The organism is Marinobacterium stanieri (assembly GCF_900155945.1).
Taxonomy (GTDB): Bacteria; Pseudomonadota; Gammaproteobacteria; order Pseudomonadales; family Balneatricaceae; genus Marinobacterium; species Marinobacterium stanieri.
The window spans coordinates 19,355-32,157 of record NZ_FTMN01000001.1; the positions used below are offsets into that span (position 1 = coordinate 19,355).

At 55.4% G+C, this 12,803-nt stretch carries 10 protein-coding genes, 1 tRNA gene and 1 other RNA gene; 5 read left to right on the forward strand and 7 right to left on the reverse strand.

Annotated features, from left to right (window positions below):
• The first annotated feature begins 2 nt into the window (after positions 1 to 2).
• The gene (nth, locus tag BW956_RS00105; RefSeq protein ID WP_076459906.1) at positions 3 to 638 is read left to right on the forward strand and encodes an endonuclease III; all 636 of its coding nucleotides are present in this window, start codon (positions 3 to 5) and stop codon (positions 636 to 638) included.
• 322 nt (positions 639 to 960) lie between these two features.
• Here nth and yfaE read toward each other — a convergent pair whose 3' ends face one another.
• From yfaE to nrdA, 3 genes are all read right to left on the reverse strand, one after another.
• Positions 961 to 1,227, reverse strand: a complete 267-nt coding sequence (gene yfaE / locus BW956_RS00110) for a class I ribonucleotide reductase maintenance protein YfaE (protein WP_010322273.1) — start codon at positions 1,225 to 1,227, stop codon at positions 961 to 963.
• 11 nt (positions 1,228 to 1,238) lie between these two features.
• The gene (gene nrdB / locus BW956_RS00115) at positions 1,239 to 2,369 is read right to left on the reverse strand and encodes a class Ia ribonucleoside-diphosphate reductase subunit beta (RefSeq protein WP_076459908.1); all 1,131 of its coding nucleotides are present in this window, start codon (positions 2,367 to 2,369) and stop codon (positions 1,239 to 1,241) included.
• An 81-nt stretch (positions 2,370 to 2,450) separates the two neighbouring features.
• Positions 2,451 to 4,718 (reverse strand): class 1a ribonucleoside-diphosphate reductase subunit alpha, encoded by a 2,268-nt coding sequence (gene nrdA, locus BW956_RS00120; RefSeq protein ID WP_076459910.1) that lies wholly within the window; start codon positions 4,716 to 4,718, stop codon positions 2,451 to 2,453.
• A gap of 439 nt (positions 4,719 to 5,157) precedes the next feature.
• Between nrdA and BW956_RS00125 the strand changes: the two genes are divergently transcribed.
• Together BW956_RS00125 and BW956_RS00130 are read left to right on the forward strand one after the other, a co-directional pair.
• Positions 5,158 to 5,241 (forward strand) — tRNA-Tyr (locus BW956_RS00125).
• A 45-nt stretch (positions 5,242 to 5,286) separates the two neighbouring features.
• Positions 5,287 to 5,411: non-coding RNA, RtT sRNA (locus BW956_RS00130), on the forward strand.
• A 60-nt stretch (positions 5,412 to 5,471) separates the two neighbouring features.
• Here the strand turns inward: BW956_RS00130 and BW956_RS00135 are convergent.
• Both BW956_RS00135 and BW956_RS00140 read right to left on the reverse strand, forming a co-directional pair.
• Complete coding sequence (locus BW956_RS00135; RefSeq protein WP_076459912.1) at positions 5,472 to 6,137, reverse strand: gamma-glutamyl-gamma-aminobutyrate hydrolase family protein; 666 nt, start codon at positions 6,135 to 6,137, stop codon at positions 5,472 to 5,474.
• Complete coding sequence (locus BW956_RS00140; protein WP_076459914.1) at positions 6,110 to 7,087, reverse strand: amidoligase family protein; 978 nt, start codon at positions 7,085 to 7,087, stop codon at positions 6,110 to 6,112. The genes BW956_RS00135 and BW956_RS00140 overlap by 28 nt, the downstream gene beginning before the upstream one ends.
• A gap of 153 nt (positions 7,088 to 7,240) precedes the next feature.
• Here BW956_RS00140 and BW956_RS00145 point away from each other — a divergent pair, with 153 nt between their 5' ends.
• On the forward strand, positions 7,241 to 9,493 hold the full coding sequence (locus BW956_RS00145) for a sensor domain-containing protein (protein WP_076459916.1): 2,253 nt from the start codon (positions 7,241 to 7,243) through the stop codon (positions 9,491 to 9,493).
• Here the strand turns inward: BW956_RS00145 and BW956_RS00150 are convergent, their stop codons facing one another.
• On the reverse strand, positions 9,494 to 10,357 hold the full coding sequence (locus BW956_RS00150; protein WP_175611943.1) for an SPFH domain-containing protein: 864 nt from the start codon (positions 10,355 to 10,357) through the stop codon (positions 9,494 to 9,496).
• Positions 10,358 to 10,402: 45 nt separating this feature from the next.
• Positions 10,403 to 10,858 carry an NfeD family protein gene (locus BW956_RS00155; protein WP_010322266.1) on the reverse strand — a complete coding sequence of 152 codons (456 nt, stop codon included), beginning with the start codon at positions 10,856 to 10,858 and terminating at the stop codon, positions 10,403 to 10,405.
• A 393-nt stretch (positions 10,859 to 11,251) separates the two neighbouring features.
• Between BW956_RS00155 and nhaB the strand changes: the two genes are divergently transcribed.
• Complete coding sequence (gene nhaB, locus BW956_RS00160; protein WP_076459918.1) at positions 11,252 to 12,757, forward strand: sodium/proton antiporter NhaB; 1,506 nt, start codon at positions 11,252 to 11,254, stop codon at positions 12,755 to 12,757.
• Positions 12,758 to 12,803 lie beyond the last annotated feature (46 nt).

Here is a 12,803-nt window from a genome sequence, read left to right on the forward strand (position 1 = left end):
CCATGAATGCCGACAAGCGTTACCAGATCTTCAGCCGCCTGCAGGCGGAAAACCCCAATCCCGAAACCGAGCTGGAATATAACTCCCCGTTCGAATTGTTGATTGCCGTTCTACTCTCGGCTCAGGCCACGGATGTCAGCGTCAACAAGGCCACCCGAAAGCTCTTCCCGGTTGCCAATACACCTGAAGCCATGCTGGCCCTGGGTGTCGACGGCGTGAAAGAGCACATCAAGACCATCGGCCTGTTCAACACCAAGGCCGAAAATGTGATCAAGACCTGCCGCATGTTGATTGAGCTGCACGGCAGCGAAGTGCCCCAGGACCGCGCTGCTCTGGAAAAGCTGCCCGGTGTCGGTCGCAAGACCGCCAACGTGGTCTTGAATACCGCCTTTGGTCAACCGACCATGGCCGTGGACACCCACATCTTCCGCGTCTCCAACCGCACCGGCATTGCCCCTGGTAAAACGGTACTGGACGTGGAAAAGAAGCTCCTGCGCCATGTTCCCAAACCCTTTCTCGTGGATGCCCACCACTGGCTCATTTTACATGGCCGTTATGTGTGTACGGCACGCAAACCCAAGTGCGGTTCCTGCCCGATTGAGGACCTCTGCGACTACAAGGAAAAGACCGAATTCTAGCCCTTCCGTTACTCACATTTTCTGTGGATAAAATAGTGGATAATGTTTGGAATAGCGGCCCCAGCCCAGCAATTTTAGGGCCTTCAGCGAATTGGTAATTTTTTGTTCAATTCGAAATAAAAACCAATAAAAACAATTAGTTATATATTACAAGACCGTTTCATATTTTTTTTTCGACGGTTATGCACCGGCTTCGTGCAAGGTCCGCCCTGCATGTGCACAATCCAAAAAAAATGCGCCCTGTCAAGGCGCATTTTTCTAAAATCACGTTGAATCATTGACCCACTTCAAGGTGTCCGGTTTCGCCTGTAAAAGGCTCAACTCAGTCCTCCGGCAGCTCCAGCTCAATGTGACTCACCGGCCGGCAGCTGCAGGTCAGAATTTCATCATCCTGAAGGTCAACCAGGCTGTCCTGAACATACTCGACTTCGCCATCCAGCAGCCGTGCCTTGCAGCAACCACAGTAGCCACCGCGACAGCTGTAGGCCGCCGGAATGCTCTGGGCTTCCAGTGCATCCAGCAACGAGAACTCATACTGATAGAAGAAGGTATGGTAATTATTAACCTTGATCCTTGGTATGCCTGACATAACCCGCCCTATTACAGATCGAAGCCGTCAAAGTCGTCAGTATCGACATCGTTGTCGATCTGACCCACCAGATAAGAGCTGATCTCTGCTTCCTGCGGCGCAACCTGGACGTTGTCGCTGACCAGCCAGCCGTTCATCCAGGGCAGCGGGTTCTGACGCGCCGGGAACAGCTCATTCAACCCCAGGGCCTTCATACGCACATTGGTGATGTACTCGACGTAGTCACCCAGGATGCGCGCATTCAGACCAATCATGGAGCCTTCACTGAACAGGTATTCGGCCCAGTCCTTTTCCTGCTCGGCCGCTTCACGGAAGATGGCATACACCTGATCTTCACACTCAACAGCAATCTGTTTGAAATCAGGATCATCAGCGCCGGATGCCATCAGGTTCAGCATGTGCTGGGTACCGGTCAGGTGCAGAGCTTCATCACGGGCAATCAGCTTGATGATCTTGGCATTGCCTTCCATCAGGGCGCGCTCGGCAAAGGCAAAGGAGCAGGCAAAGCTGACATAGAAGCGAATGGCTTCCAGCACGTTCACGGATACCAGCGTCAGATACAACTTCTTCTTCAGGTTGTAGAGGCTGACATCATAGGTCTCACCCTCAATACGATGGGTACCCTCACCGTGTACGCTGAAAACATTTACCAGCTGAATGAATTCGTCATAAAGGCGCGTTACCGCTTCCGCACGCTTGATGATCTCCGGGTTAGTGACGATCTGGTCGAACACTTCCGAAGGCTCGGTGATGATATTGCGGATAATGTGCGTGTACGAACGGCTGTGAATCGTCTCACTGAACGCCCAGGTCTCGAACCAGGTTTCCAGCTCGGGCAGGGATACAACCGGCAGGAAGGCCACGTTCGGCGAGCGGCCCTGCACGGAATCCAGCAGCGTCTGATATTTCAGGTTGCTGAGGAAGATATGCTTCTCATGATCCGGCATGCCCATGAAGTCTTTGCGGTCGTTGGTCAGATCAACCTCTTCCGGGCGCCAAAAGAAGGACAGCTGCTTTTCGATCAGCTTTTCGAAGATCGGGTATTTCTGCTTGTCATAACGCGCCACGTTAACGGGACGGCCGAAGAACATGGGTTCACGGGTGGCATCGTGATTGCTGGGGCTGAACGTAGAATATGACATGAATGCCTTGTCCTGAAAAAACACTACTACCCCGGGCAGAACGCCCGGGGCAAAACGCGAATCGCTTGAGAAGGTGCTGCTTTACAGCTTGCAGGCGCCGCCTTCACAGCCATCATCGGCTTTATCGGAAGCACCGGCACCATCACGGGTGTTGTGATAGTAAAGCGTCTTCACACCAAACTTGTACGCAGTCAGCAGATCCTGGAGCAGCTGCTTCATCGGTACTTTTTCGCCGGTAAACTTGGTCGGGTCATAGTTGGTGTTGGCCGAGATAGACTGGTCAACAAACTTCTGCATGATACCGACCAACTGCAGATAGCCGGTATTATTCGGGATATCCCACAGCAGCTCGTACTGATCTTTCAGCTCCAGGTACTCCGGCACCACCTGCTTCATGATGCCGTCCTTGCTCGCCTTCACGGAGACAAAACCACGCGGCGGCTCGATACCGTTGGTGGAGTTGGTGATCTGTGAAGAGGTTTCACAGGGCATCAGCGCTGTCAGAGTACTGTTGCGCAGACCAAACTCGCGGATATCTTCACGCAGGGTTTCCCAGAAGTAGTGCAGCGGCTCTTCACAGTAGCTATCTACATCACGCTTGTAGGTATCGATCGGCAGCAGGCCCTTGGCGTAGGTGGTCTCGTCAAATTTCGGACAAGAACCAAACTCCTTGGCCAGCTGGTTGGAGGCCTTCAGCAGGTAGTACTGAACAGCTTCGAATGTACGATGCACCAGACCATTGGCACTGCCATCGGAGTAGCGTACACCATGCTTGGCCAGGTAGTAGGCAAAGTTGGTAACGCCCACACCCAGGGTGCGACGCGCCATGGTGGCGTTGCGAGCGGCCGGGATCGGGTAATCCTGGTAATCCAGCAGACTGTCCAATGCGCGCACGATCAGGTCAGCCAGACCTTCCAGTTCATCCAGGTTTTCAAGAGCCCCCAGGTTAAAGGCCGACAGCGTACAGAGCGCAATCTCGCCTTCCGGATCGTTGACGTCGTTCAGCGGCTTGGTCGGCAGCGCAATTTCCAGGCAGAGGTTGGACTGCTTGACCGGCGCTACCTGCGGATCGAACGGGCTGTGCGTGTTGCAGTGGTCCACGTTCTGAACATAGATACGACCGGTGGATGCACGCTCGGACATCATCAGACCAAAGAGTTCGACGGCCTTGATGCTCTTCTTGCGAATGCTATCGTCCTGTTCGTATTTCAGGTACAGACGCTCAAACTCATCCTGATCGGCAAAGAAGGCATCGTACAGACCCGGCACTTCGTGCGGGCTGAACAGCGTGATGCTTTCGCCCTTGATCAGGCGCTGATACATCAGCTTGTTGATCTGCACGCCGTAGTCGATATGACGTACACGGTTTTCTTCAACACCACGGTTGTTCTTCAGAACCAGCAGGGATTCCACTTCCAGATGCCACATCGGGTAGAACAGGGTCGCCGCCCCGCCACGCACGCCACCCTGCGAGCAGGACTTAACAGCCGTCTGGAAATGCTTGTAGAACGGGATACAACCGGTGTGGAAGGCTTCACCGTTACGAATCGGGCTACCGATTGCACGGATACCACCGGCATTGATGCCGATACCCGCGCGCTGGGATACATATTTAACAATCGCAGCAGCGGTCGCATTGATGGAGTCCAGGCTGTCGCCGGTCTCGATCAACACGCAGGAGCTGAACTGGCGTGTCGGCGTACGCACACCGGCCATGATCGGTGTCGGCAGCGACAGCTTGAACTTGGAAGTCGCATCGTAGAAACGCTTCACGTAGTCCAGACGCGTCTCACGCGGATAGTTGGCAAACAGGCAAGCCGCCACCAGCATGTAGAGCTGTTGCGGGCTTTCATAAATCTCACCGGTCACACGGTTCTGGACAAGATACTTGCCTTCCAGCTGTTTAACAGCGGCATAGCTGAAGTTCATGTCACGGCTGTGATCGAGGTAATCATTCAGCTCATCAAAGTCTTCACGGCTGTAGTCGCTCAGCAGGTGCTGATCGTAACGCTTCTGTTCAACCATGTTGACGACATGGTCGTACAGGTGCGGCGGCTCAAAGTCGTTAAAGGCACGCTTGCGCAGATGGAATACGGCCAGACGCGCTGCCAGGTACTGGTAGTCTGGAGCGTCTTCGGAGATCAGGTCTGCAGCGGACTTGATCAGAGTCTCGTGGATGTCCGAGGTTTTGATTCCCTCGTAGAACTGCAGATGGGCACTTAATTCAACCTGGGATACCGACACATTTTCGAGCCCCTCAGCGGCCCAGATAATGACACGATGGATCTTTTCAAGGTCAATCAGTTCACGCCGACCATCGCGTTTGGTAACCATCAGATCTTGCTGCATTCTGCACGCTCTTCCAGTTCAAATATTTCTGATACACATGCCTCTGCGAGGCACCTTCCCTGCAACCGTCTCACTACATCCATGTTGAAGCGTCACAGGCAACGGGAGGCTTTGTACAGCAAACACCCGAACCGGCCAGTTTCAGAGCAGAAACACAAGATGTAGTACAGCACCGCTTACAGGGCACTAAATATAGATTCTGACGCGAGGATTTCAATATTGATTTATCGGCCTATCACGTGTAACCGGACCGACCCCATGCGTCTGAAAGGCGCGGATTATGCGGCCTTAGCGAAGCTTTTTCCATGGCATTTTGAATAAGATTTTTTTTCATACCAACTGCAGAAAACACGAAAACAGCGAATACTCAAATCAAGTCATTTTTCCCTGCAAGAGGGCTTTACAAAAGACGTTCGGATCAATAGAATGCGCTTCCGCTGGTGGGGTTCCCGAGTGGCCAAAGGGATCAGACTGTAAATCTGACGCGCAAGCTTCGGTGGTTCGAATCCACCTCCCACCACCATCGATTTTAACGAAAGAGCCTCGTCGATTGACGGGGCTTTTTTGTATCTGCGAAATCTACAGGTGGATGAGAACCAGCGAAGGTGGTTCGAGCCGAGGCACTTTGTGCCGAGACGACGTTGCGGCGCAGACGCAACGGCCCGAAGGGGAACAATCCACCTCCCACCACCATCGAATTTAACGAAAAAGCCCCGTCAACTGACGGGGCTTTTTCGTATCTGGCGCTTGTTGTTATTTCTGCGCTGCTTTCACCAGCCAGCGAAACAGGCGCAGATGCGAAGGCATGTACCAGAGGTACTCCGGGTGCCATTGAACGCCCATGATGTCATCGTGTTCAGATTCAAACCCCTGCACGATCTGATCCAGATCCCGACCCACAATACGAAGCCCTCGCCCGGCTGAACGCACGGCCTGATGATGCAGACTGTTCACCCGCAGGTGCTCCTTATTACAAACACTCGCCATGCGGCTGGGTGATTCCAGCTGAACCTGTTTGGTCGGCAATAGCCCGGGCCGGTTATAGGTGCGCTTACGCAACTCCCGCAGGTCCTGATGTAACTGACCACCCAGCATCACATTAATCAGCTGGGCACCACGGCAAATCCCCAGCATCGGCAAGCCTGATTCCAGTGCATAGCCGATCCAGCGCATCTCCAACTCATCGCGCTCAGGATCGGTACGTACCGGCGCTTCCAGATCACCACCGTAATGCTCAGGACTGATGTCATCGCCACCGCCAATGATCAGTGCATCGACGGAATGCTCCGGCACCTGATGACGCACACTGACCCTCACCGCCTCTGCACCGACCAGTGACAGTGCCAGGCGCGTACACCACCAGGATGGCGACCAGCGCCGACCGTTGCCGGTTACAGCCACCCTCGTTCGCGCAACCATAAACCCATATCCTTCACCCAATCTGAACGATTCACACCCAATAACGGGCGCGACCTCTCCTGCCAACGTGCCGTCAGGCGCTTGATCGCTTCGTCATCCGCAGCCAACTGTTCCACCATCCACCAGGTATTCCACTCCCTGGCAAGGTCCCAGCCGTCGCGTTCGATTTCACAATTGGGCAAACGATAGTGCAGCGCAGGACGCGCCTGGATACGGTCATCATCTACAGCTTCGCGGACACGGTCTGCATCGAGATGCATCAGCAGCGGCAGCAGGTCCAACGCCCTGTTGCGCGTGGCGTTGTAGGTCAGATAAAGCTCAAACAGCGCATCCTCGTCATCCACTTCCTGACGCAGCAGCCTGTCGATATATTCCTCCGGGTAGAGATCGACATAGGGCGACATCTTGCGTGTCAGATTGACATCGTGAGCATCCACCAGCCACCACTGCAGCAGGCTGTATGCTCTCAGATAGGACAGAATGGTGCGAGGCTCCAGATCCGGCATCTCGGCATTGATATGAACGCCCAACGCCGCAACCAGTGAGTCATCGGTGCCCTGAGCCCCGGCGTTGCGCAGGGTTGCAACCAGATCATCCAGGGAGTCCAGCTGGTCCAGCGGGATGGGCGGGCATACCAGCTCTACGGGCACCACCAGCGCAGCGGCTCGACTGAGTCCATCGAGCCAGTCCGGCGTCACCTTCTCCTCGGCATATTCCTTGGCAACCTGCTTCAGCAGAGCCCAATCCAGCTCAAGCTGAAAGCTCCCATGCTCGGTTTCTATGGTCGTTTCAACGGGTGAGTGGACCTGCTCCTCACCTTGCAGCACACCACGAATGGCTGCGCGAGCCTGAGCAAATGTCAGCCCGGTGAATTCCAGCTCAAACCCCACGCGCCGTGGACGACCGTCCGAGAGGGTCGCCCAGGTGGGCTGCCGGTAACTTTTCCTCATGCCCTACTCCTTAAGTTGCAGGTGTTCGAGTACATCCGAACCCCGCCAGGGTGAATCCGCATATTGCATCAAGGTCGTATGTCGTTACTATGCTCTAACCCGATAAAGCATGTTAGTCTTGCTTGAGAACACCTGTTCGACAGCCTTGTATGCATGAATAACGATAATAACGAATTGAAAATTGACCTGACACCTTACGGGTCCGGAACAGCCTCGGCATCGAGCCTCCTTAATGAGCATCAGATCATTCTGGACAATGCCGGCGTGGGCATCTGTTTCGTTCTGGACCGCCGTATCCAACGCTGCAACCACCAGTTTGCGCAGATTCACGGCTATGCATCAGCCGATGACATGCGCGGCATGACCAGTATGAGCCTCTACCCTGACGCTGCCAGCCACAAGGCCCTGGGCCAGGCGGCCTACCCCATACTGGCCCGCGGAGAGCGTTACCAGACGGAACGCCTGATGCGCCGTCAGGACGGATCCCGGTTCTGGTGTCGCCTGACCGGCAAGATGGTAGAACCCTCACAGCCAGAACAAGGCTCCATCTGGATCGTTGAAGATATCGACGAACAGCGCAAAGCCTCGGAAGAACTCAAAACCCTGAGCCACTACCAGCAACTGATTCTCGACCACGCAATGGTCGGTATCGTATTTCTGCAGAACCGTCATGTCACCAGCTGCAACCGGCGCTTTGCCGAAATGCTCGGTTACACGCCGCAAGAATTGCAAGGCGTCAGCAGCCGGACCTGGTATCCCAACAAGGACCGCTGGGAAGAGATGGGCCAGTATTACGGCAAGTTTCTCGCCAAGGGTCTCTCGTTTCGAACCGAGATCGAGCTGGTACGCAAGAACGGCAAACATATCTGGTGCGATGTCTGCAGCAAGGCTATCGCACCGGAAGATCCCAGCCAAGGGTCCATCTGGATCATGCTTGATGTGACCGACCGTCACGCCAGTGAACAGGCTTTGCTGGATGCACACCAGGCACTGGAGCAGCGCGTCGAAGAGCGCACACGGAAGCTGGAGCAGGTTGTGTCAGACCTGCATCACGAAATTGAAGAACGCATCCTGGCTGAGGAGCGCATTCGCCACCTGGCCCAACATGACGGCCTTACCGGCCTGCCGAATCGGGACCTGTTTCAACAGCGCCTGGAAGACCACCTCGAGCAATCGCGCGCGCGTGGCGAGCAACTGGCCGTTTTGTTTATCGACCTGGACCGCTTCAAGCATATCAATGACTCTCTGGGGCATCATGAAGGCGACATCCTGCTCAAGAGCATTGCCGAACGCCTGCGCCAGGCCATAGATGGTGACAATACTGTTGCCCGCATCGGGGGTGACGAATTTGTGGTCATGCTGCCGAATATACGCTCAGACCGGGAGATCGAAAACGCGGTCACCGCCTTACAAACAGCCCTGCAGCCAACCCTGAATATTGGCCTGCATGAGCTGCGCATCTCCTGCAGCACCGGTATTGCCGTGTTCCCTGCCGACGGGGCGACGCCACAGACCCTGATCCAGCATGCCGATACTGCCATGTACCGCGCCAAGGCTCAGGGACGAAACCGCTTCCAGTTTTACAACCACCAACTGGACCGCGAACAGCTGGAACGGGTTGAGCTGGAAAACGCCCTGTTCCACGCCCTCAAACATGAAGAGTTCGAGCTGTACTACCAGCCTCAGGTCGATATCAAAACCGGCCTGATCGATGGCGCCGAAGCCCTTATTCGCTGGAACCGGCCCGACCATGGCATGGTTTCACCCGGCAGCTTCATACCCCTGGCCGAGGAATGTGGCCTGATTGGTGATATCGGCGACTGGGTACTTGAGCAAGCCTGCGCCCAGATGCACCACTGGCAGCAAAATGGCATTCACCTGAGGGTATCAGTCAACCTGTCAGCCTTGCAGCTGGAGGATCCGGACTTTTGCGAACATGTGGCCGACTGTCTGCAGCGCTATGGACTGGAACCAGACCAGCTGGAGCTGGAACTGACCGAAAGCATTCTGATGAAACACGTGGACCAGACCACCAGCCTGCTGTCCCAACTGGACGCCATGGGTGTGCATTTGAGCATTGATGATTTCGGCACCGGCTATTCAAGCCTCAGTTACCTGAAGCGGTTCCCACTGGATAAGCTCAAGATAGACCAGTCGTTCGTGCGCGAAATTTCCGTGGACCAGGATGATGCCGTCATCTGCCGCACCATTATTTCAATGGCCGAGAACCTGAATTTGAAAGTGACGGCTGAAGGGGTGGAAGAAGCACAGCAACTGGCGTTGCTGGCCGAGTTCGGTTGCCACCAGTATCAGGGCTACCTGTTCAGCAAACCCCTGCCGGCCTCCGAGCTGCTGGCGCTATATCAGCAACAGCAGCGGGAAGCCGCACAGGTGTACGTGATCTGATTACTTGCTGAAGCCGCCCATAATGCCGCGGACAGCAGCCGGGATATCGCCCGGCAGCAGGACTACCTTGGCATTATCGGCCTGCGCCATATCCTTGATGGAGTCGACATACTTGTCACCCAGCAAGTACATCACCGGCAGCTCATTACCTTCAATGGCTGAGGTAACCTTCTCGATGGCAGACTGGGACGCTTCTGCCAGCACCACCTTGGCTTCAGCGTCACGACGGGATGCTTCCAGTCGACCTTCCGCCTCAAGAATCGCAGCTGCTTTTTCACCGTCCGCACGGGTCACGGTTGCACGGCGCTGACGCTCGGCAGCCGCCTGCTCTTCCATCGCCATCTGCATGGTCTGAGAGGGGTTGATGTCCTGAATTTCGACCGTCTTGAGCGTAATCCCCCAGTCAGCAATGTCGTCCGAAATCGCTCCTTTCAGTTTCGCCTTTATCTGGTCACGGTTGGACAGGGCTTCATCCAGCTTCATCTCACCGATAATTGAACGCAGGGAGGTTTGCACCAGGTTCTGAATGGCGAGACTGTAATCCTCAACCCCGTACACCGCTTTTTCCGGTGAAACAATATTGATGTAGGCAACCGCATTGGCGATGATCACCGCATTATCCAGCGTGATCACTTCCTGGGACGGGATATCAAGTACGATATCCTTGGTTGTTACCTTGTAGGCCACGGTGTCGATATAGGGGATGATCAGATTCAGACCCGGCCCCAGAGTCTTGTGATACTTGCCCAGTCGCTGCACAACGTGTTTGCTGCCCTGCGGTACCGTACGCACCCCCAAGAACAGGGTAACGATGACCAGCACCAGAAAAACACCCGCCATCACCAATCCATCGATGGAAACCATATCCTTATCCTCCCGTTAGAGTTAATCGCTGCACATGCGTGCAGGTTAGGCTCGTTTTTTGACAATCAATGTATTACCGGAAATATCGACGATCATGACGCGATCGCCCGTTTCCACCTCTTCATCACAGATGAATTCCCACTCATCCGCACCCAGCACCGGGGTTGAAAAGCGTACCTGTCCGCGCCGTGGCGACTGCGGAGCCAAAATCACCTGACCGGTTTCGCCCATGACAGCTTCACGCGCCACCCCTGCCTTGGTCCGGTCCACCATGCGCGGGCGCAGGAACTTGAACCAGGCCAGCGCAAAAGCACAGGAAACCAGTGCCCAGGCCACCATTTGAATGCTCAGACTCAAGTCCGGCAGAACCGCCAGCAAGGCCGCCAGCACCATGGCCCCCAGGCCAAACCAGAAGATGGTAAAACTGGGCACGACTATCTCGGCCATCATCAGCAGCATGCCGAACACGACCCAGTGCCAGTATTCAATTTGGAAAGTCATTATGTGTCCCTGTGTCATTGTCACAGGCTTGATTATGGAGCAGTTCCACCCTGCGGTCGACTGCGACCCACCCGACCTAAGACCCCCTACCAAAGAGCTGGTCAGATTGATACGCAGGTGCAGCATTTATTAATGGAATACCCGTACAAGCCTGTGATAAAGTTCTGCCCGTTCCGATACGGGCTGCAGGTTGATCGGCGCATGCTTTCCGATCGCGCCTGTTTCACCGCTTCACCTAACCACCTTGAGCTTTGGAAAGCTTCCAGCTCAGCGCCTCCCTCCGCCTGTACACGGAAATTCTTTTCTGTTGGCTGCTCCCTGCGTGGTCGCAGCAGTCATGGACACCGGTTTTGTTTAACCCGGCTGCTCCGGCGGTCAAACCGAGAAATCATAATGCCAACAACACAACTCGGTGCCTTTGCGCACAACTTCCTGGGGAATGCCCCCGGGTGGTACAAGCAGACCATCCTCATGTTCCTCCTGGTGAACCCCATCGCCCTCTGGATTCTTGGCCCCCAGGCCACCGGCTGGCTGCTGATCGGGGAGTTCATCTTTACCCTGGCCATGGCCCTCAAATGCTACCCGCTGCTGCCCGGCGGCCTGCTCGCCATTGAGGCACTGCTATTGGGTATGACCAGCCCCGAATCGCTCTACCATGAGGTAGAAGCCAACCTCCCGGTAATCCTGCTGCTGATGTTCATGGTAGCCGGCATCTATTTCATGAAAAGCCTGCTGCTGGTGACGTTCACCAACATCCTGCTCAACGTGCGCTCCAAATACCTGCTGGCCCTGCTGTTCAGCATGACCGCCGCCCTGCTCTCCGCCTTCCTTGATGCACTGACGGTAACGGCCGTGATTATCAGCGTGACGGTCGGCTTTTACTCGGTTTACCACAAGGTGGCATCCGGCAAGGGCCACCAGCACAAGGACCACAACCATGTTTCCGACCATGAAGTTGTCGATCTGCACCGTGAAGACCTGGAAGGTTTCCGTGCCTTTCTACGCAGCCTGCTGATGCACAGCGCCGTGGGTACGGCACTGGGTGGCGTTTGCACACTGGTAGGCGAGCCCCAGAACCTGCTGATTGCCAAGACGGCCGGCTGGAACTTCGGTGAGTTTTTCATGCTGATGGCCCCCGTTTCCATGCCGGTTCTGGCCGCCGGCCTGTTTACCTGTGTACTGCTGGAGAAGCTGCAGCTGTTCGGTTACGGCGCCAAACTGCCACGCCCGGTACTGCGGGTACTGAATGAGTTTGCTGAAGCCGAGCGCGCCAAGCGTACCCCGGCACAGAAGTCCGCCCTGATTATTCAGGCAATCGCTGCTGTCGTACTGGTACTGGGCCTGGCATTCCATGTAGCAGAAGTGGGCTTGATCGGCCTGCTAGTGATCATCCTGATCACCTCCTTTAACGGCGTCACCGACGAGCACCAGATTGGCAAGGCGTTTGAAGAGGCCCTGCCGTTTACTGCGCTGCTGGTGGTGTTTTTTGCCATCGTTGCCGTGATCCACGAGCAACATCTATTCAGCCCGATCATCAACTGGGTTCTGGCACTGCCGCCGGAACAGCAGCCAGGCATGTTCTTCCTCGCCAACGGCGTGTTGTCGATGATTTCAGATAACGTGTTTGTGGCAACGGTATATATCAGTGAGGTGAAGCAGGCGCTGGAGGCGGGTGAGATTACCCGTGCACACTTCGATCAGCTGGCGATTGCCATAAACACCGGCACCAACCTGCCCAGCGTGGCTACACCCAATGGTCAGGCGGCCTTCCTGTTCCTGCTGACCTCCGCCATCGCCCCGCTGGTACGTCTGTCCTACGGTCGCATGGTGATCATGGCACTGCCGTACACGCTGGTACTGGGTGGTGTAGGCCTGGCATCGGTAATTCTGTTTACCTAAGCCATTTACCTCCCAGCCAACCGCTGCCAGTAACCTGGATCTCCGG